Genomic DNA, 19,255 nt, shown 5'->3' with positions numbered 1-19,255 from the left:
AGATTTTGAGCTTATTACCTAGGATGGAGAACTACAGATATGGAGTCAATGGGGACTCCAGCCAGAATCTGAATTGTCTACTTTCTAGGTCAAGCGGTGAAAGTTCACCTAGGAGGGCAAAAACAGGAGGAGGTAAACCGTGGGACTCCCTAGTTTAGGGTAGATCAAGAATATCCCCCCTGTTTGAAGCATATTCAGTTACGCAATATCACCCAGTCAGGTGATGTCAAAATAGCTGGGAACTGATACATTAACAACTGAGATGCTACGAATAGGTGAGTTATCCATCAGCCGCAAGCTGGTGGATTTTTTGATCCAGAGTCAATTATGGCCATAAAAGACTAAAACGTAAACTGATTTGGCCTAAAAACGGGAAAACTTAGCAAAAATTTAATTATTGGTTAGTTTTGGGGCTCCCGGTCGATTTTTCGGCGGCGCTTGTATGGGTTTATTTGGGGGTGATTGAGAATATTGGCCACGATACTGAGAGCCAATATGTAGCGATCGCTCTCCCAAACCCCGATTGCGATCTAAAATCAAATATGAATAAGTGTTAACGAAAGCGAGTAAGGATGTCATGACCTCTCAAGTTCTGGTGGAAAAACAAAAGTTAGAAAAAACCCCCCTGGATATTCACTATTTAGGCGATCGCGTTTTACGACAGCCAGCCAAACGGGTTTCGCGCATTGACGATGAAATTCGGCAACTGGTGCGCGAGATGTTACAAACCATGTATAGTGCCGATGGTATTGGTCTAGCCGCGCCTCAAGTAGGGGTACACAAACAGGTAATCGTGATTGACTGTGAACCCGATAATGCAGCGACTCCCCCCCTAGTGTTGATTAACCCGACCATCAAAAAGTCAAGCCGGGAGTTATCACCTTTCCAGGAAGGATGTTTAAGTATTCCAGGGGTTTATATGGATGTCGTGCGTCCAGAAGAAGTAGAAGTTACCTTTAAGGATGAAAACGGCCGTCCTAGGACTATATTGGCGACTGAGTTACTTTGTCGCGCCATTCAACATGAAATTGACCACCTACAGGGGGTATTATTTGTCGATCGCGTTGACAATCAATTAGCCCTGAATGAGGAATTGGCTAAATATAAGTTTTCTCCGAAAGCGGTCAAGCCTGTTAAATAGCACCGGTTACTGAACAAGTTAAATAATGTGGGGTCAAAACTGATCATGGTTGGAACGCCAAAAAGTGGTTTATTATTAGCCGGATCGTGTATTACAGCGATCGCCGCCGTTGGTTCAATTTTTGAACTTTCCTCTGGGGAACCAGAATTAGGGGGATTAATCACAGGGATTATTCTAGCCTTGAGTATACCCCTATCTGTGATACTATTTTGGGCAGCGGTTCAAGATGCCCGCGCCAATCAGTAGACCAACACGCCCAAAGACCGTAGGGTTAAGGCTCTACGGTCGGAATTTACAAGTTAAATTTTTTTGTATTTTAAAGGTTCACAAAATTGTTCAATCCCAGTTTTTAACACATAAATAACCACGGGAGTTACCAGTAGGGGCGGGCATTGATTTTGGTAAATTAAATGGGCGACTATCGGGGCTATATTAGACTGCAATAAATCCTCTTGATAGGTAGGTTCACAGATAGTAACTCGGTGGCGCTTGGCTAAACCATCAAGCCAATTTTCTGATGTAGTGGGGGATTGACCGACATTAATCGCCATAGAAATCGCGGCATCTTCGATATCACCCTCGCAGTCTTCAATCATATCTAAGGCTTGTAATGCTGAGGAATATTCAGCCAATTGGGAACGAAATTGAGCAATTTCTTGAGAAGTCAGAATGAGATTAGACATAGATTATCAATCAGCTTTAAATTAAATCGGAAACCCGATCATGATCAAACCAAGTCGCCAAAGCGATCGCCAAAGCATCCGCCGCATCATCGGGCTTAGGTATCGCCTGTAAGTTTAACTCCCTAGCTACGGCTTCTTGCACCTGATATTTTTTAGCATTACCATATCCGGTCAATGCCTGTTTAATCTGAGCCGGGGTCAACTCAAATATAGGAAGGTGTCGTTGAGCCAAAACCAACACCAAAACCCCCCTAGCTTGAGCCACTGCGATCGTATTTCCCATGCGGTAAAAAAACAACTTTTCGACACCGACAAGATCCGGTTGCCATTGTTCGAGTAGGGTATGGAGGTCAGCATAAATAGTTTGTAGGCGATCGCCCAGGGGTTGATTAGCCTCAGTTTGAATCGCCCCAAAGTCCATCACCGAGAACAAAGACCCTCCCCTAGCTTCTTCGCAAGTGTGACATTCAATAATCCCAAACCCCAAAGTTGCTAGACCGGGGTCCAACCCCATAATCCGAACCACCATAACCCGATACGGTAACACAGGCAGCTTTGCCTGTGATGTTGTTAACTAATTTTGATCCGGTTCGGGTAATCCAAACACTTGGCGAAACACCTTCTGGACTTTGTTTCCAGAATCAATAGACTCCAATGGATCTTTCCGTAGTCGGTGGCGCAGACACAAAGTAATCACCCGACCAATATGGTCAACAGTGACCTCTGTAGCCCCTTCAAACGCAGCTAAAGCCTTCGCCGCCCTGTTAGTGACAATATCTCCCCGCAGTCCATCTACATCTAATTCTGAGCAGACCTGAGAGATTTTCACCCGCAGATCATAATCAATATTAATCCCCGATAGTCTCTCTTGGGCTTCTACTATGCGCCGTTGTAGTTCTTCCTGGGATAGTTGATACTCTCCTAAGAACTCCGGCGGGTTTTGGTCAAAGGCTGTCCGCTGTTCCACAATTTTGACTCGCAGACTAGGTTCTTTCACCGTGCGAATTTCCGCGTGCATTCCAAAACGGTCTAATAATTGGGGTCGCAATTCCCCTTCTTCTGGGTTTCCTGAACCCACCAGGACAAAACGCGCCGGGTGGCGGATAGAAATGCCTTCTCTTTCCACCGTATTCCAACCACTGGCGGCGGAGTCTAGTAGGACATCGACTAGGTGATCGTCGAGAAGGTTTACCTCGTCAACGTAGAGGATACCCCTATTGGCTTTGGCTAATAGTCCCGGTTCAAAGGCTTTTACCCCTTCAGCCAACGCTTTTTCAATGTCAATGGTTCCACAAACCCGATCTTCTGTCGCCCCTAGGGGTAGGTCGATCATTTGTACCTTGCGACGGGTCACCGGGATGGCTTCGGATAAACTCATGCGTTCTCGGACCCCATCACTCATCAGTTCAGGATCGCTGGGGTGACTGTTAAAGGGGTCGTCGGCTATGACCTCTATTTCTGGTAGCAGGTCAGCTAGGGCGCGAATGGTGGTCGATTTACCTGTACCTCGATCGCCCATAATCATTACGCCGCCGATCTTGGGGTCAATCACGTTCAGCAGCAGGGCTAATTTCATTTCTTCTTGACCAACGATCGCCGTAAAGGGAAAAACGGCGCGACGGCTGGTCTGGGATGTTTTGGCTGTATCAGTTGTGACGGCTGTTGGACTCACAATTGTTTCTCTAGTTTCCGGTATACCGTTTTCTATTGTCTCATATTGGGGCGATCGCGTTAGTCCTAATTAAAGACGGGTTCGGACCAGGCGCAACTGGTCAGACCACTTCTTGAGGGGATACTGGGCGATCGCTTCCCCCATTCTACCATTAACTCAGGCACTTAATTAACCAATAATCTGGCAGTTTCATTGACAAAAAATCAACTATATCTTCCAGGGTTATCCCCACAGGAAACTCGCGATTTTCCCAATCAATAATCGCTTGATATATACACTCAAACATAATGCGATCGCTCCTTTCCATAATCACATATTCCCCATTGTTAACCGCATCAAGTTTCTGAATTTCTCGCAGACCAACATCTCCCCTTATCGGCGGTTCCACAGCATCCCGCATTAACCGAAACCGCATTTTTTTATGAGCAAGAACCAAGCGATTAAAATTTTTCATTCTCGCAGTAAACGCACTCCCTGAACCGTGTAAAAATGCCAGCACATAAGTTTGTTGACCTGTTTTAATACACAAATGCTCTGGGATGGTCAGCTTGCCAAATGACAGTTGTTCAACCTTCATCGGATATCGGTTAGTAAATGCAGAAACAATCGACATCAGTTTTCCCACATCATCCATATCACTGATAACGCGAGGTTTATCATAGTCCTTTTCCCATTGGTTTAACAGGTTTTTCCAATATTCATCTAATTGAACATCGACAACTTTTTCCGATTCATAATCAGCTTTTATTGCAGGTTCCGGCTCTGTTGGTCGTGCTTCCGTCGCATCTTCCCCTGTTTGTTCGTTAGGCAAATCCACAAAATCTAATTCAGGTTCATCTGTTTCTGCTAATGGCTTTTCAATGGGAGAGAGAGTCAGATTATCAAATTTTTTAATCGCCTCTCCTACCGCTTTATAAATAGCTTGTAATTCCTGTTTAAACTGCACCGCCTCCACTGCTATAGGGTTCCGAGGTGGAATAATTCGCGGTAGGGGAACACCCTGCACCTTATGGCGGAAGTAATCAGAAGCACGTTTAATAACTGCGCGAATTGAGGGTTGATTGACAATTTCTGCGAGTTCCTGTTTCGTGAAGAGCAGTCCAATATCAACCGTAGCGTGAGGGGAATTAGTTTCAGTTTTTAGCTGACAGAGAGTTTTGAGTAATTGATGCAGTTGTGCTTTAGATGGTCTTTCCAATGTCACCACAGACTGAGAAACTCGGTCTATCACCGAACCATCAAATTGTTCTTGAAAACGCTCCCAACGGTCAGGAAATAAATTCAGAATAATTAAGCTATTGGGAACGTGGGTTAAAATTTCCTTCACTGTCGAACCGAAACTTGCTAAAGTTGATTCGTGGCGTGTATCAAATAGGGACTCCAGTTGGTCAAAAATTAGGATCAGTGGTTCATCTAGTAGCGACAGTTGACCTAGGGTTTTGATAGCCTCTAGGGCAAATTCTTCTCGGTTAAAATCTTCCCCCCAGGGTGTTAATCCCACCTGGTTTAATTCTTCGGATAAGTCAGCATCTCCATTCCCAGATAACCAATGGCGCACCAGGTTTTTTCGGCTAATTTCCGTATACCGACAGAACCGCATAATCCCTTTTAATACTTGGGAACTATAGTCCGTGGAGAGTCCATATTTAGCCCGCCACCACGCCAAAATTTTCTTTTCTATCGCGTCCCAATTTTGCCGATAGCGGTCTGTTCCTGGCTTTCCTACCCGTTCATATAGCGAGAGGTTATCATTCTGTAATTTAGCGATCATTAGTTTACCTTTGTCGCTATTTACCCAGTCAGTTTGGCTCAGAATATTAACAAAACTTTTGGCAAAAAACTGTTCGAGTTGCGTCAGCTTCTTCTGGGGAATTTTTTCGGAAAAAGATTCTAGGATTCTGGTATATGTATGGTAGTTCACCGCCTTAGCATTAGTCGGGTGGCGGATAAAAAATAGGCGGTTTGTCTTCAGGACTTCTTGAGCCAGTCGCATCATTAAATGGGTTTTACCAGAACCTGGTTCTCCCAGAACTATGGCTCCCTGGCTTTGATGGTTGGGGGATTGTTTGATTTCATGAATGACGGCTTTTAGGGTGTCAAATTGATGGCTGTAAATATCCCCATAGTCCGGGTGATATTCAAAGGGTGTATTGACTCGAATACTGCTGAAAGGATTAGGGGTATTCTGGTATAGTTCGGCAATATTTTCAGACATGACTGGTGATTTTAAGGAGTTTAAATAACTATAAAGTTGGTAGGTAAATTGTGCATCATAACTAGCACTGTGAGCATGGCGATCGTCAAATCTCTGGCGGTTTAATCGCAAATCTAAGGTTTTGCATAAGTAACTTAATCCATAGTCGGGAAGGTTTGCTAACTGCTTTTTGGCTAACTTACAGGTACAGATAAATTGATAATTTGGATAGGAAATTTCGACTTGTTTAAAGCTGCGTTTTAATATCCGTTGGTCATGTTCTGCATGATGGCAGATTATGACTTGATTATGGCACAGATTATCGACTTGTTTAACTATATCTAGCAGTGTTTCCTGATGCAGTCTCAATGTCGGTTCTGGGTGGTTTTTGGCGACAAATGCGTGATACAAAATTGCTCCCTGATTATCCACCAGCGCCACTTCCGTTAAGCTGTCTCTCCCTTCTGTATCTAATACAATAAACGAACTTGTATTTAGGTGGTAGTTATCCCTGGTCATGTGAAGTATAGATAATTATATTTTTTGCCAACCCATTTCTCCTAGTCTCCTATTTTTAGCCAAAAGTAAATTATAGGCATTTACTGGCATTTTAAGCAATCACAATTTACAATTCTTAATGATTGTGTGGATACCACAGGTTTAAGGTTGGCTCAAAAAATCCCCAACCTGGCGTTCTGACAGCAAAAAAGGGAATGAAGACTAAGAAGTAGTCTCATTCCCCTAGAGTTAAGTCAGGGGCGATCGCCAAAAATCTTCAACACCCGACTATGCTACTATGTTATTTTACCAAAGGTGGTCGGTTCGGCGCAGGACCGGTGTTTAATTCAAAATCTCTACAATTAATGGCTTCTTCTGATAAGGCTTTACAGGGATGAACGGTACATTTTAAGCGATAGTCTCCCGTAAAAAAAGCGCAGCGACTACAGGGGATATCATGGAGTTTTTTAACGTTTTTAACACCATCTTTAATGGCGATAATAGATGAGTAAATAAATCCCATCAAGGTTATGGATATAAACAATGGAAAGATGAGATTAATTGGCGTTAATGCGGTTTCAGACATGACTATCTCCTGGGAAAATTGATTTTTTTAGCAAAGGAAGGGTCTCCTATAACTGGAATGAGTTGGAATTATTGGATATATTATTCAGTCATAAATCAGAGCATCTTCGGAGCAGAGATAATCTGAAAAACCAAGGAGATCATCCCAAAAATTAACAATAGTCTCACCGACTTTTTGCGGATAAAAATAATGGCAAAAATAGCGACTATCTGGACATTGCCAAAGGCGATCGCATGGTTTAAAAAACCTTTCCCACCCCTGCCATAAATTCTGGTCAATAACCAGGTCATGTTCCCCTCTACATACCAGTAAAGGAACCGGGACACCACCAGGAGAAAAACTCACCCGTTTATATAAACTATGGGGAGACAGGGAACTAATCAGATCCTCTTTTAAAATCCCCATCAATTTTTTAGTAATGGGAGGACATTGAAACCCAAACAGGTTATAAACCGTTTGATTTAACAGTTTTTCTTGACCACAATTGAGAAGCTGTCGTTGTACATAATAATGAGCCTGCCAATCAACAGACGGATAAAAACCCACAGAAATCAAAGTAAGCGATCGCACCATTTCCGGATGTTGACGAGCATATAATAACCCCAACAATCCACTAATACCATGCCCAATTAAATGCACAGGATAATCACAATTTTTCAGATAGTTATGGAGCCAAATTAACGGCGGATTAAATGACAGCGGTTCATCCAGACTCAGATAATACCTATATTGGCTAATATAAGCCGAGTGAGACAAAAAATTTAAGCAGGGTTGGTTAAACTCTTGTAAAGCTGGGCTGACATTTAACCAAACTGCATCATGTAAGACAGCCATGAATTTCTCCTAATGATATTTCCGGCAATTGTATCGATTAATGAGGGCAAGTAGGGGAGTGTTTTTCTGAATAACTAGCCTCAAATAAGAGTCGGTCAACACTTTCTGAAGCTGGCAAAGTCAGGCGACAATTTTGGCATTGCCAATATAAGCCATGATGGCTAAAATGTAGCAGTAATTCTCCAGAGCAACAAGGACAATTCATTTAACCTATTCCCATTTGCTAAAGGATATGAGACGCGGGGGTAAGTCATCTCTAATCGAGTAGTGGATGAGTCAATAGATATCAAGAGATGACACTGACCCATCCACCCACCCGTCTAGGGGGGACTTACTCAGACTTAAACCTCAATAGAGTTTAAAGCTCGTTCAACCCGACGAAAATCAAATCCCAAGGCTCTCAGAGCGTGCCAAAGATGTCCTTGTAGGAAGAAGAATGCTAAGAAGAAATGAGCATTAGCTAACCAACAGCGGGGGGTATGAGCGCCCATGGGTAGGACGGTTGTATCTGCAAAGTAAGGCGCAATTCCGAGTTTAATATCTAGGGGCGGACCGTAGAACTCCACAGGATAAGCCAAAGTATTCACAGCGCAGAAATAAGCTGCCACAAAACCGGCTAAAGCAATGCCACCCAAGGAGTAAGAGAGGATAGCTTCTCCTGAAAAAATCAGGACTTTTTTCGCCCATTTGAGGGGGGGAACCAAGATATGCCAAACACCGCCAGCAATGAGCATCACCCCTACATAAATATGACCGCCAACTAAATCTTCAAGGTTATCGATAGTGGCAAAATGGGTTTGATAGCCATAGATAGTTGCGGGGTTAAGGGTAGGCTCTGTTACCAGACGGACGGTTTGAGTTGCTGCATCATACAGTCCGCCAAAATACATAGCTTTGGCGACTAGCAATAAGGCTCCCATACCTAAAAACAGTAAGTGATGCCCTAAAATTAAGCCCAACTGTTTTGGGTCTTCCCAATCAAAATGAAATTTCTTGGCTTGACCCTGGGCGGTTTTTAAATCTTCGGGTGCTTTAAAGGTGTGAAATAGCGCTCCGGCACCTAATACGGCTGAGGAGATTAAATGAACGGCTCCCACCACAAAGAAAGGGTAAGTATCTACCACTTGTCCACCATCCCCGACACCTAATCCCAGGGTGGCTAGGTGAGGTAGCAGAATTAACCCTTGTTCGCCCATTGGTAGGCTGGGGTCGAACCAGGAAACCTCAAACAGGGTAAAGGCTCCGGCCCAAAATGCAATTAAGGCTGATTGAGCAACGTGGGCGGCAATAAATAGCCCAGACAGGTTAGCAAAGCGGGCATTACCCGCCCACCAGTCATATTTGACGCTTGGATTTTCGTAAGTCTGCATAGTGCTACAACGTTATACATCTTCCCAGCTTATTGCATAAGTATCTCAATAAGCTATTAAGACTTATTGTAAATAACTTTCAATAAAACGCAAGTTAAGTTTTGTTACGAATAGCCAAAAGCCATATATATCAATGATTTAAGCCAAATTACCCCTAGATATTGGCTAAATTTATTATCAATAATCAATAATTCAGTCGCAAACTACAAGTATTAATTATCAATTAAGATGGCCATGCACAAAAAAAGACCCCGATGGTATCGGAGTCCCTGGTTTTTGATTAAGGGGGGGCGAAGCCAAAGGCGGCCCCAAACCTTAACTGATATCTTAACTGAAATTTTAGTAGTCGAAGTCGCCACCCATGCCAGCGCCAGCGGGAGCGGCGTTGTCTTTGGGTTCTGGTTTGTCAGCGACGATACACTCGGTAGTTAAGACCATGCCAGCGATAGAAGCGGCATTTTGGAGAGCAGAGCGAGTGACTTTGGCGGGGTCAACAATACCAGCCTCGAACATATTGACATATTCGCCATTGGCTGCATTGTAGCCGACATCAAAGGATTTTTCTTTCACCCGTTCAGCGACGACAGCGCCATTTTCGCCAGCATTTTCAGCGATCCGTTTCAGGGGAGACAACAGAGCGCGAGCGACAATCATAGCACCGGTGAGAGCCTCACCAGTCAATTGGTTGCTGGTCGCCCACTCTTCCAACTGGGGAGCCAAGTGAGCCAGAGTTGTACCACCACCGGGCACAATTCCTTCCTCAACAGCAGCTTTGGTGGCGTTGATGGCATCTTCGAGGCGCAGTTTGCGGTCTTTCATTTCGGTTTCTGTCGCAGCACCAACTTTGATAACTGCTACACCACCAGCCAATTTAGCCAGACGCTCTTGTAGTTTCTCTTTGTCATAGGAAGACTCGGTTTCTTCCATTTGACGGCGTAGCTGCTCACAACGAGCTTTAACGCCAGCTTCGTTACCTTCAGCAACAATGGTGGTGTTGTCTTTGGTGATGGTGATGCGGCGAGCTTTACCAAGCATATCAATCTTGGTGCTTTCCAGTTTCAGACCAGCATCCTCAGTGATGACTTGACCACCGGTGAGAACTGCAATATCTTCTAACATGGCTTTGCGGCGATCGCCAAAACCAGGAGCTTTAACAGCAGCCACATTCAGCACACCGCGCAGGCGGTTAACCACGAGGGTAGCCAGGGCTTCTTTTTCGATATCCTCAGCAATGATTAACAGAGGACGACTAGAGCGCGCTACTTGTTCGAGAACCGGAACTAAATCCTGAACCAAGGTAATTTTCTTATCGGTGAGCAGGATATAAGGCTCATCGAGGATAGCTTCCATGCGCTCGGTATCGGTAGCGAAGTAAGGGGAGATATAGCCCTTATCAAAGCGCATACCTTCGGTGATTTCCAGTTCGGTAGTCATGGACTTACCTTCTTCGAGGGAAATCACACCCTCTTTACCCACTTTGTCCATGGCTTCAGCGATCATCTGACCAACTTCTTCGTCGTTACCAGCAGAGATGGTACCAACTTGAGCGATCGCTTTAGAATCTTCCACAGGGCGAGCGTGTTCAGCAATTCTGTCTACCAAGAAAGCTGTCGCCTTATCAATTCCCCGTTTCAGTTCAATGGGGTTAGCTCCGGCTGCTACGTTCCGCAGTCCTTCTTTAACCATGGCATGAGCTAGAACCGTTGCAGTGGTGGTTCCATCTCCCGCCGCATCATTGGTTTTAGAAGCCGCTTGACGAATCAGGGCTACACCAGTATTCTCAATGTTATCTTCGAGTTCGATTTCTTTGGCGATCGTCACCCCGTCGTTAACGATTTGGGGTGCGCCAAATTTCTTTTCTAGGACTACGTTACGGCCTTTGGGTCCGAGAGTAACGGCTACGGACTCAGCCAAGATGTCCATACCACGTTCGAGGGCGCGACGAGCATTTTCGTTGTATATAATACGTTTTGCCATAGGTTCCTATTTCAGTTGCTATTCGGATACTACAAAGGACTGTCAATCAGTTTTGACACGCTAGCGACCCACAGAAGAGTCAAAATGTGGGATAATGATTAGTTATCGGTTTAGTTGACGATCGCCAGGATGTCTTTTTCAGCCAACAGGACGTATTCATCGCCGCCGAGTTTGATATCAGTTCCGGCGTATTTGGAATACAGAACTTTGTCGCCGACTTTGACTTCCATTTCGCAGCGGGAGCCATCATCATTGCGTCGTCCCGGTCCAGCGGCTACGATTTCGCCAACCTGGGGTTTTTCTTTAGCGGTGTCCGGCAGCAGAATTCCGCCTGCAGTTTTTTCTTCTGAAGCACTGACCTTAACGAACACACGCTCGCCAAGGGGTTTAACCGTAGAAACACTAAGAGAGACAGCAGCCATTCAATTACCTCCTATTTTCAAACACTGTGCTGAGAGTTAACAGCATTTAGACCCCACTTAGGGAAACTGTCTCAAGTTTGCCCATCTCGGTCGGATGTCCATCTGATGTTTTTAGCACTCTCAACCTCTGAGTGCTAATTTACCTAATCGAGTAAGGCGATCGCAACAGCATCAACTGTACGGGTTTCCGAACCGATCCGGTAGTGAAAAGTGAAAATAGCCAAAAACTTATGGGTGAGTGTGAACTTGCCAATGTTTCCCGTGTCTTCGGTATAATGGATGATTGGGTCTCAGGTATCATTATCCAAGCATATTATCCGTAACTTTATGATTGAACATCCCCAAAACCCAGAACCGGAAACTAACAACCCCGAGTATTGCGAGGGAGGGTCTCTAGCAGTCACGGTTAAGAACCTAGGTTTATCGCAAATTCAACGTCACATATTCCTATGCGCTGACCAAACCAACCCGAAATGCTGCTCGAAGCCAGCCAGTATCGAATCTTGGAATTATCTCAAAAATCGGCTCAAAGAACTAAACCTAGACCGTCCCACAGCGGACCATCCCGGTTGTATATTTAGAACCAAAGCCAATTGTTTGCGGGTGTGTTGTCAAGGGCCAATTTTAGTAGTATATCCCGATGGTGTTTGGTATAGATCCGCCACTCCCGAAGTGATTGAACGGATTATTCAAGAACACCTAATCGGGTCTAGTGTTGTAGAGGAGTACGCCTTTCTCAGCCACCCATTAAGTTTATCTGAGCTAGAAAACAACAGTTGATTATCAGTCACTGACAGGGTAAGGAGTCCGATTCTAGCTGGCATGGTTGAATTTTAAGATATCATAGGGTAAAACCCCCTGTATACTGCTGCCCCTAGGAAGTTCACCCAAACTGTTAATAGTCCCCCAACTAGATCATATCTCCAACGGAACAATGAACCAAAATACTGTCGCACCGGAACCAAGGCGACTTATGCTAGTAGACGATGATCCTAACCTCGTGATTTTGGTCAGCGATTATCTGGAGTTGCGAGGGTATCAAGTCACCATTGCCGAAAATGGTCAAAAAGCCCTCGAAAAACTGGAAGAAGAAGTGCCAGAATTAATAATTTGTGACATTATGATGCCGGAGATGGATGGCTATACCCTAGTCAAGCTAATCCGGGAAAATTCCCAATTTGGTTGGATTCCGGTAATTTTCCTATCCGCCAAAGGACAAAGCGAAGACCGGGTTAAAGGCCTCAATACCGGGGCTGATGTGTATATGGTCAAGCCTTTTGATCCAGAAGAACTAATGGCTCAGGTAGAGTCATCTCTGCGACAAACTGAACGTCTAACCCGATATCGTAAATCCGTCATCGGAACCTCCCCAAAAATTAAAGTTCGCTCTGGGGTGGAGTTGACCCCAACAGAGTTAAAGGTGGTTGAGTTGGTAGCCAAGGGAAAGGGAAACCGAGAAATCTCCAAAATTATGGAAGTCAGCCAGCGGACTATTGAAAGCCATATCAGTAATATGTTAGGTAAAACTGGACTTCATAACCGCACCCAACTAGCTCGCTGGGCTTTGGAGAGTCAAGAAATGTAGGGGTTTTCTGCTGAGTGGGGCGATCGCTGGCGCAAGTTGATCGCACAACACTGTATACTATTATGAGGGTCATAATCGGACTTCTATATTTTAAATTGAGACCAGAAAACACTACTATTAGTCAGTTTCAGCCAAAGCGCCGCCCATGCTACGAATGTACCAGTTAGGTATTTCGTCAGTTAGTGGCGTTTGTGGTGTCCAGTCATCAGTCCAGTATGGCATTATTACCTACCACAGAAATCACTCGGTCGCACTGGCTATATCTTAGACCTTGATGGCTCGCTGACTAACTTTAGCAGTAAGATACTACTGTGGCTCGCTGTTGGTCTGGCTTTAACTAAACTCCTGAAGATCATAACCGCCATTGAAAGGAGGGTAAGATCGGCTAGTAGTGATTTCAATTGCAGCTAATATAATCAAAGGTGAAACTCAGGTAAAACTCTCGTAAAATTAGGATATTGAACAGCCAATATGATATTTTTATATGGTTCTGACAACTCGAAAATTAGGGTTTTGTTAGCCTATTGGAGGATAGTAAAACCTAGGCATAGGTTCGATTATAGGCTCTGATATGACATATCAATCTTGTCAGAGATTCGGGTTAAACTTAGTGAGTATTCACGTGCTAAGATAAAGTATCTAGTTTAAATTCTTTACTACAAATATTAGGTCTTTAGTTTGTATGCCTAACTTGAGAAACCGTCTATCTATTTTTGTAGACGGTAACAATATGTTCTACGCTCAACAAAAAAACGGCTGGTTTTTTGATCCCCGAAGGGTTTTGGACTATTTTAAACATGAACAAGCCGATCTGATTTTTATTAATGCTTTCTGGTACACGGGACTCAAAGACCCTCAAGACCAAAGGGGGTTTCGGGATGCCTTGATTAGCCTAGGATATACAGTCCGCACCAAAATTTTAAAAGAATACTATGATGATAGTTCAGGTAGGTATTCTCAAAAGGCAAATCTGGACATTGAAATTGTGGTCGATATGTTTAATACGGTAGATCAATACGATCGCGTAGTGTTGTTTAGCGGAGATGGTGATTTTGAGCGAGCTATTGAGTTGCTACGTTCTAAAAATACTCATATCACCGTGGTTTCCACAGAAGGAATGATTGCGAGGGAACTACGCAACGCTACCGATCGCTATATAGATCTTAACGACATCCGAGACCAGATTGAGAAAATCGACTATTAAGTTAAACTGTTGACTATGGGAGGATTTACACCAATGACTATTCAACCCCACCCAGATCGGGTAATTATTTTTGATACTACCCTACGGGACGGAGAACAATGCCCAGGAGCTACCTTAAACGTTGATGAAAAGCTAGTGATTGCTCGACAACTAGCGCGTTTAGGAGTAGATGTAATTGAAGCCGGGTTTGCGATCGCCAGTAGCGGAGACTTTGAAGCCGTACAACGCATTGCGGAAACCGTAGGAACCGAAAACGGTCCGATTATATGTAGTCTAGCTCGGTCTGTCAAGGCTGATATTGAAGCGGCGGCTAAGGCTCTGAAACCGGCGGCTCATCCCCGCATTCATACTTTTATTGCTACCTCTGATATTCACCTGAAATACAAACTCAAAAAGACTCGCCAGGAAGTCCTAGACATCACCAGCGAGATGGTAGCCTATGCTAAATCGTTATGTGAGGATATCGAATTTTCTCCAGAGGACGCTGGACGCTCTGACCCCGAATTTCTCTATCAAGTTTTAGAAAGAGCGATCGCCGCTGGTGCGACAACAGTTAATATTCCCGATACTGTCGGCTACACCACACCCTCAGAATTTGGCGGTTTAATTCGCGGAATTAAAGAAAACGTCCCCAATATCGATCAAGCCATTATCTCCGTCCACGGTCACAACGACCTAGGGTTAGCGGTGGCTAACTTCCTAGAAGCCGTTAAAAATGGCGCACGACAACTCGAATGTACTATTAATGGTATCGGAGAGCGTGCCGGAAATGCAGCCCTAGAAGAGTTAGTTATGGCTCTCCATGTGCGCCGACAATTCTTTAACCCCTTCTTCGGTCGTCCGGCTGACTCAGAAGTTCCCATCACCAATATTAATACCCGTGAGATTTACAAAACTTCCCGTCTGGTATCTAACCTAACGGGGATGTTAGTACAGCCGAATAAGGCCATTGTCGGTGCTAATGCCTTCGCTCACGAGTCGGGAATTCACCAAGATGGAGTTCTCAAAAATAAGTTAACCTATGAAATCATGGATGCTCAATCCATTGGATTGAATGATAACCTGATTGTCTTAGGTAAACATTCCGGCCGCCATGCCTTCCAAAATCGTCTACAGGAGTTGGGTTTTGACCTGTCTGATGATGAGATTAATAAGGCTTTTGTCCGATTTAAAGATGTGGCTGACAAGAAAAAAGAAGTCACTAACTGGGATATTGAAGCCATTGTTAATGATGAAATTCAACAAACCCCAGAATTGTTCCGCCTGGAGTTAGTACAGGTGTCCTGTGGAAATAATGCTCGTCCGACGGCGACTGTTACCCTCAGAACTCCTGAAGGTCAAGAGTTGACTGACGCGGCTACGGGAACTGGTCCGGTGGATGCGGTTTATAAAGCTATTAACCGGGTGGTTAATGTTCCTAATGAGTTGATTGAGTTTGCGGTACAGTCAGTAACTGCGGGAATTGATGCGATCGGAGAGGTTACTATTCGCTTACGCTATCAAGGACGAGTCTTTTCTGGTCATGCTGCTAATACTGATATTATCGTAGCTTCTGCTCAGGCTTACATTAATGCTCTCAATCGCCTACAATCTTCCCTAGAACCAAAATCTAATCAGGTGGGCGATCGCCAATCTGTTATTAGTGTTTAAAGGGTTAATTTTCATGGGAGAGGGTTGGGGATTTGTCCCCAGCCCCCCTATCTGTGGACAGATTTAATTCAATCCCGACTGAAATAAATTTCCCAGTCTGTAAGTAAATGTTAAGCTAGAGCAATGTTCCGTTATTGAAGTTGATATCGAAGAATCTAATATGTTATCTCAACCCATATTTGACGATCGCTCTCTCAGTCAGTCCTTTTATCAAACTCTGATTAAACGCTTCCCTAACTCTCTACACCAGTCAATTCAAGACCTTTTAACTGAATGTCGCCTAGGTATGGCTCCGAGTCCAACGGGAGTCAAAACTTTTTTTATTATTGCTCCCTCTGTGTTAATTGGCGATCGACTTCTCCATCAAATTGATACTATTATCGACCGTGTGGCTGACCTCATGGGAGGTGTCGGACAAGTTGCTATTTGCATTCATCCCCCACAAGACATTAGCGATCAACCTACCACAGAAGTTAATAGCGATCGCTCTCCCCACACTCACCCACAATACATGATGTGTAAAATTTTCCCCGTCTTGATCAATGAATAATAGGGACGCTATGTAGGGGCGGGTTCCACCGTTAACTACATATGGGGGTGAGAGGATTAAAAAACCCGCCCTTAACCGAGAGTTCCACCGTTAATTAGATTTGGGGGTGAGAGGATTAAAAAACCCGCCCTTAACCGAGAGTTCCACCGTTAATTAGATGTGGGGGTGAGAGGATTAAAAAACCCGCCCTTAACCGAGGGTTCCACCGTTAACTACATCTGGGGGTGAGAGGATTAAAAAACCCGCCCTCCGGCTGTAGCCAAATCATGTATTTTGGCATTAAGACAAGGAACCATCATAGCATTAGCTTATCAGGTTTTGGTTAAACCTGTCAACTGGCTGCTGAAAAATTCTCGAAAATTCCCGGCTTTAGATAAGTGATACAAATATTTTTGCCGGAATAATTTTAATATTCAAAAAATTGTTAATAATTGTTGCGAAATTTATTACAAATTATTCTCAATACTTGACGAGAGAATGGGGGTTCTGGTAGTTTTAGAGAAATAATAATCCAGGGGTTCTTATGCAAAATTCGCAAAATATCGGCTAGAACCATGATTCTCTGGTGATTTAGGGTAAGTTGTTGGGGTAAATTGGAGTTATTCGATGCACGGGTTTTGGGGTAAATTGATCCTAGCCCCGCAGCCTGGTATTGACAAAATACACTTTTTGTGTATAGAGGTTTTTGCTAAGGATAGGGGCTATGATGGTGCTATAGGTCCAAGGTAGCAAAAGTAGGACCATCAGGGGACTCAATTAACTCTCGTACCCGATAAATAGGGCGATCCTGAGACTCATGATAGGTCCGCATAAGCAACTCAGCCAAGAGTCCAAAACACAATAATTGAATACCAGTTAATGTGAGCAAAACAGCCAACATTAAGAGAGGTCTGTGTCCGATACTAGCGCCCAATACTAAGCGGAGGAAACTGAGATACCCTCCGGCGGTGATACCAAATAGTAAAAGGACAAAACCCAGCAGCCCAAAAACGTGCATAGGTCGGGTGAGAAAGGTTTTGATAAAAGCAATGGTAAATAAATCCATTAATACGCGAAAGGTGCGACCTAAACCGTACTTACTGCGACCATAGCGGCGGGGATGATGTCGCACAGGTAATTCAGTGACTCGTGCGCCTTCGATAAAAGCCAAAACGGGTAAAAAGCGGTGTAATTCTCCATAGAGTTTCATGTCATGGACTACTTCTGCACGATAGGCTTTGAGAGAACAGCCATAATCATGAAGTTGGACTCCGGTAATTTTACCGATTAACCAGTTAGCAATTTTGGAGGGAAGTAGGCGAGTTAAGAAGTCATCTTGACGATGTTTGCGCCAGCCACTTACTACGTCGTAACCCTTAGATAATTCTGCTAATAAATGGGGTATATCAGCGGGATCATTTTGTAGGTCTCCGTCGAGGGTGACAATGACTTGACCTTTGGCGTGGTTAAAACCGGCAGACATAGCGGGGGTTTGACCGTAGTTGCGACGGAGGATAATTACCCGTAGGTGAGGATTGGTTAAGACCTGTTGTTTGAGTAATTCGGCGGAACCGTCTACAGAACCATCATCGACGCAAATTAATTCATAGGCGATCGCCGCATCGGTGAAACTCTGGTGAATGGAAGTGATGAGAGTGGGTAAACTTTCTAATTCGTTATAAACAGGTACGACCACAGAAACGGTGAAGCTGGTGTGCTTGTCCGACCTATCATCAACCCTGACGCAGCCAGATTTTCCTGGTAAAATATCCATGTGGTATATGTGAGCGTTTAGCAATTCCTAGAAATCCTACAACATTCGGGGTATAGTTGACAGGGGAGTAAGCCAATTGGTGCGGGTTCGTGGTTCGGTTGATGGCTAGTCAAACACCCTGGACTGATGTTCATGCTAAGGTACATAGATCTCTGAGAAGCCGAAATCTTTTACCCTGTGGAGAGGCCCTGTTGGTGGCTGTGTCTGGGGGTCAAGATTCGATGTGTTTAATCAGACTATTATTAGACTTGCAAGGGAAATGGAATTGGCGAATGGCGATCGCCCATTGTGATCATCAGTGGCGGCGCGACTCGGTAGCTAATGCTGATTATATTGAGGAGTTGGGTAAAATTTGGCAGGTCCCATGTTACCGATTAACAGCCCCACAAATACCGAAAACAGAAGCGGCGGCGCGGGAGTGGCGTTATCAAGTGTTGGGGGAAATTGCCCAAACAGATAATTATGGTTATGTAGTAACAGGTCATACGAAAAGCGATCGGGCTGAGACGTTATTATATAATCTAATTCGTGGTAGTGGTGCCGATGGATTAACTTCTTTAGTGTGGAGTCGTCCTATATTCGGGAGGGAGGCAGAAACAAAGCCAATATTAGTGCGTCCTTTACTAGAGATAACTCGTCAGGAAACGGGAGAATTTTGTCAACAGCGAGATTTGCAAATTTGGGAAGATAGCACTAATACAGATGTGAGTTATGCTAGAAACCGTATTCGACATCAACTGATACCGGAGTTGGCAAATAAGTTTAACCCCAAGGTTGAACAAGCCTTAGCCCAAACGGCTGAATTATTGCGGGCTGATGTAGAATATTTGGAACAAGAAGCTGATGAATTATATAGTTTGGCTATGGCTCCTGCGCCGTGTAATAATAGCTATGGAGTAAATCGCCACAAATTGAAATCAGCCCCTTTAGCCCTGCAACGTCGGGTGATGAGAAGGTTTTTAGAGGAGGTACTGAGGAAAGGGACTAACTTTGAACAAGTCGAAAAACTGACCCGCTTAATTTATGCCCCAAACCGATCGCAAAGTGATCCTTTTCCCGGTGGTGCGATCGCCCAAGTTGAGGGAGAATGGATCTGGTTAAAATTTCCGCCCCAAGTGGGTGATGAAGCTAATTAA

General features: G+C 44.3%; 19 protein-coding genes. 8 read left to right on the top strand and 11 right to left on the bottom strand.

The genetic code is table 11. From position 1 onward, the window contains the following. Nucleotides 1–390: 390 nt before the first annotated feature. Nucleotides 391–579, bottom strand: a complete 189-nt coding sequence (locus P5674_RS00310; RefSeq protein ID WP_006618353.1) for a hypothetical protein — start codon at nt 577–579, stop codon at nt 391–393. Between P5674_RS00310 and def the strand changes: the two genes are divergently transcribed. Together def and P5674_RS00300 are read left to right on the top strand one after the other, a co-directional pair. Then, nucleotides 578–1,141 (top strand): peptide deformylase, encoded by a 564-nt coding sequence (gene def / locus P5674_RS00305; RefSeq protein ID WP_006618354.1) that lies wholly within the window; start codon nt 578–580, stop codon nt 1,139–1,141. The two genes, P5674_RS00310 and def, sit on opposite strands and share 2 nt — an antisense overlap. Nucleotides 1,142–1,186: 45 nt before the next feature. Then, nucleotides 1,187–1,387 (top strand): hypothetical protein, encoded by a 201-nt coding sequence (locus P5674_RS00300; RefSeq protein WP_006618355.1) that lies wholly within the window; start codon nt 1,187–1,189, stop codon nt 1,385–1,387. Between the two features lie 53 nt (nt 1,388–1,440). Here P5674_RS00300 and P5674_RS00295 read toward each other — a convergent pair whose 3' ends face one another. The 9 genes from P5674_RS00295 to groES all read right to left on the bottom strand — a co-directional run bounded on the left by P5674_RS00295 (nt 1,441) and on the right by groES (nt 11,377). Beyond that, nucleotides 1,441–1,824, bottom strand: a complete 384-nt coding sequence (locus tag P5674_RS00295) for a hypothetical protein (protein WP_006618356.1) — start codon at nt 1,822–1,824, stop codon at nt 1,441–1,443. Between the two features lie 16 nt (nt 1,825–1,840). Next, nucleotides 1,841–2,353 (bottom strand): crossover junction endodeoxyribonuclease RuvC, encoded by a 513-nt coding sequence (ruvC, locus tag P5674_RS00290; protein WP_315669715.1) that lies wholly within the window; start codon nt 2,351–2,353, stop codon nt 1,841–1,843. Between the two features lie 45 nt (nt 2,354–2,398). Beyond that, a complete protein-coding gene (gene bchI / locus P5674_RS00285) occupies nt 2,399–3,496 on the bottom strand; it encodes a magnesium chelatase ATPase subunit I (protein WP_315669705.1) in 1,098 nt (365 codons plus the stop codon). A gap of 151 nt (nt 3,497–3,647) precedes the next feature. Continuing rightward, on the bottom strand, nt 3,648–6,209 hold the full coding sequence (locus P5674_RS00280) for an exonuclease domain-containing protein (RefSeq protein WP_035737161.1): 2,562 nt from the start codon (nt 6,207–6,209) through the stop codon (nt 3,648–3,650). Between the two features lie 280 nt (nt 6,210–6,489). Then, nucleotides 6,490–6,774: a hypothetical protein gene (locus P5674_RS00275; RefSeq protein ID WP_006618360.1), complete on the bottom strand. Its 285-nt coding sequence runs from the start codon at nt 6,772–6,774 to the stop codon at nt 6,490–6,492. Nucleotides 6,775–6,858: 84 nt separating this feature from the next. After that, a complete protein-coding gene (locus P5674_RS00270) occupies nt 6,859–7,608 on the bottom strand; it encodes an alpha/beta fold hydrolase (RefSeq protein WP_006618361.1) in 750 nt (249 codons plus the stop codon). Nucleotides 7,609–7,949: 341 nt separating this feature from the next. Continuing rightward, nucleotides 7,950–8,978, bottom strand: a complete 1,029-nt coding sequence (locus P5674_RS00265) for a chlorophyll a/b binding light-harvesting protein (protein WP_006618362.1) — start codon at nt 8,976–8,978, stop codon at nt 7,950–7,952. Nucleotides 8,979–9,317: 339 nt separating this feature from the next. After that, entirely contained in the window at nt 9,318–10,955 is a 1,638-nt protein-coding gene (gene groL / locus P5674_RS00260) for a chaperonin GroEL (RefSeq protein ID WP_006618363.1), read from the bottom strand. Nucleotides 10,956–11,065: 110 nt separating this feature from the next. Continuing rightward, nucleotides 11,066–11,377 carry a co-chaperone GroES gene (groES, locus tag P5674_RS00255; RefSeq protein ID WP_006618364.1) on the bottom strand — a complete coding sequence of 104 codons (312 nt, stop codon included), beginning with the start codon at nt 11,375–11,377 and terminating at the stop codon, nt 11,066–11,068. A gap of 327 nt (nt 11,378–11,704) precedes the next feature. Between groES and P5674_RS00250 the strand changes: the two genes are divergently transcribed. The 5 genes from P5674_RS00250 (at nt 11,705) to P5674_RS00230 (ending at nt 16,366) form a co-directional block, all read left to right on the top strand. Continuing rightward, entirely contained in the window at nt 11,705–12,157 is a 453-nt protein-coding gene (locus tag P5674_RS00250; protein WP_434475118.1) for a (2Fe-2S) ferredoxin domain-containing protein, read from the top strand. Nucleotides 12,158–12,311: 154 nt separating this feature from the next. Further along, the gene (locus P5674_RS00245; RefSeq protein WP_014273969.1) at nt 12,312–12,962 is read left to right on the top strand and encodes a response regulator transcription factor; all 651 of its coding nucleotides are present in this window, start codon (nt 12,312–12,314) and stop codon (nt 12,960–12,962) included. Between the two features lie 682 nt (nt 12,963–13,644). Further along, the gene (locus P5674_RS00240; protein WP_006618367.1) at nt 13,645–14,166 is read left to right on the top strand and encodes a LabA-like NYN domain-containing protein; all 522 of its coding nucleotides are present in this window, start codon (nt 13,645–13,647) and stop codon (nt 14,164–14,166) included. Between the two features lie 33 nt (nt 14,167–14,199). Further along, nucleotides 14,200–15,816 carry a 2-isopropylmalate synthase gene (locus P5674_RS00235; RefSeq protein WP_006618368.1) on the top strand — a complete coding sequence of 539 codons (1,617 nt, stop codon included), beginning with the start codon at nt 14,200–14,202 and terminating at the stop codon, nt 15,814–15,816. A 160-nt stretch (nt 15,817–15,976) separates the two neighbouring features. Further along, nucleotides 15,977–16,366 carry a hypothetical protein gene (locus P5674_RS00230; protein ID WP_006618369.1) on the top strand — a complete coding sequence of 130 codons (390 nt, stop codon included), beginning with the start codon at nt 15,977–15,979 and terminating at the stop codon, nt 16,364–16,366. A gap of 712 nt (nt 16,367–17,078) precedes the next feature. Here the strand turns inward: P5674_RS00230 and P5674_RS00225 are convergent. Beyond that, the gene (locus tag P5674_RS00225) at nt 17,079–18,119 is read right to left on the bottom strand and encodes a glycosyltransferase family 2 protein (protein WP_006618558.1); all 1,041 of its coding nucleotides are present in this window, start codon (nt 18,117–18,119) and stop codon (nt 17,079–17,081) included. Nucleotides 18,120–18,220: 101 nt separating this feature from the next. On the opposite strand from P5674_RS00225, the gene tilS reads away from it, so the two are divergent. Next, nucleotides 18,221–19,255 carry a tRNA lysidine(34) synthetase TilS gene (gene tilS / locus P5674_RS00220; protein ID WP_315669703.1) on the top strand — a complete coding sequence of 345 codons (1,035 nt, stop codon included), beginning with the start codon at nt 18,221–18,223 and terminating at the stop codon, nt 19,253–19,255.

It is taken from the genome of Limnospira sp. PMC 289.06 (assembly GCF_032350395.1).
Classification (GTDB): domain Bacteria; phylum Cyanobacteriota; class Cyanobacteriia; order Cyanobacteriales; family Microcoleaceae; genus Limnospira; species Limnospira platensis.
Note: the sequence above shows the minus strand (reverse complement) of the source record. Positions and strands in the feature narration are given on the sequence as shown.

What these genes read in the sequence shown, in the direction of transcription:
- P5674_RS00295 (WP_006618356.1), bottom strand. Translation starts at nt 1,824, where the DNA reads ATGTCTAATCTCATTCTGACTTCTCAAGAAATTGCTCAATTTCGTTCC.
- P5674_RS00250 (WP_434475118.1), top strand. Translation starts at nt 11,705, where the DNA reads ATGATTGAACATCCCCAAAACCCAGAACCGGAAACTAACAACCCCGAG.
- groES (WP_006618364.1), bottom strand. Translation starts at nt 11,377, where the DNA reads ATGGCTGCTGTCTCTCTTAGTGTTTCTACGGTTAAACCCCTTGGCGAG.
- def (WP_006618354.1), top strand. Translation starts at nt 578, where the DNA reads ATGACCTCTCAAGTTCTGGTGGAAAAACAAAAGTTAGAAAAAACCCCC.
- P5674_RS00235 (WP_006618368.1), top strand. Translation starts at nt 14,200, where the DNA reads ATGACTATTCAACCCCACCCAGATCGGGTAATTATTTTTGATACTACC.
- P5674_RS00300 (WP_006618355.1), top strand. Translation starts at nt 1,187, where the DNA reads ATGGTTGGAACGCCAAAAAGTGGTTTATTATTAGCCGGATCGTGTATT.
- P5674_RS00280 (WP_035737161.1), bottom strand. Translation starts at nt 6,209, where the DNA reads ATGACCAGGGATAACTACCACCTAAATACAAGTTCGTTTATTGTATTA.
- groL (WP_006618363.1), bottom strand. Translation starts at nt 10,955, where the DNA reads ATGGCAAAACGTATTATATACAACGAAAATGCTCGTCGCGCCCTCGAA.
- P5674_RS00270 (WP_006618361.1), bottom strand. Translation starts at nt 7,608, where the DNA reads ATGGCTGTCTTACATGATGCAGTTTGGTTAAATGTCAGCCCAGCTTTA.
- ruvC (WP_315669715.1), bottom strand. Translation starts at nt 2,353, where the DNA reads ATGGTGGTTCGGATTATGGGGTTGGACCCCGGTCTAGCAACTTTGGGG.
- P5674_RS00310 (WP_006618353.1), bottom strand. Translation starts at nt 579, where the DNA reads ATGACATCCTTACTCGCTTTCGTTAACACTTATTCATATTTGATTTTA.
- P5674_RS00275 (WP_006618360.1), bottom strand. Translation starts at nt 6,774, where the DNA reads ATGTCTGAAACCGCATTAACGCCAATTAATCTCATCTTTCCATTGTTT.
- P5674_RS00265 (WP_006618362.1), bottom strand. Translation starts at nt 8,978, where the DNA reads ATGCAGACTTACGAAAATCCAAGCGTCAAATATGACTGGTGGGCGGGT.
- P5674_RS00230 (WP_006618369.1), top strand. Translation starts at nt 15,977, where the DNA reads ATGTTATCTCAACCCATATTTGACGATCGCTCTCTCAGTCAGTCCTTT.
- P5674_RS00245 (WP_014273969.1), top strand. Translation starts at nt 12,312, where the DNA reads ATGAACCAAAATACTGTCGCACCGGAACCAAGGCGACTTATGCTAGTA.
- P5674_RS00225 (WP_006618558.1), bottom strand. Translation starts at nt 18,119, where the DNA reads ATGGATATTTTACCAGGAAAATCTGGCTGCGTCAGGGTTGATGATAGG.
- P5674_RS00240 (WP_006618367.1), top strand. Translation starts at nt 13,645, where the DNA reads ATGCCTAACTTGAGAAACCGTCTATCTATTTTTGTAGACGGTAACAAT.
- tilS (WP_315669703.1), top strand. Translation starts at nt 18,221, where the DNA reads ATGGCTAGTCAAACACCCTGGACTGATGTTCATGCTAAGGTACATAGA.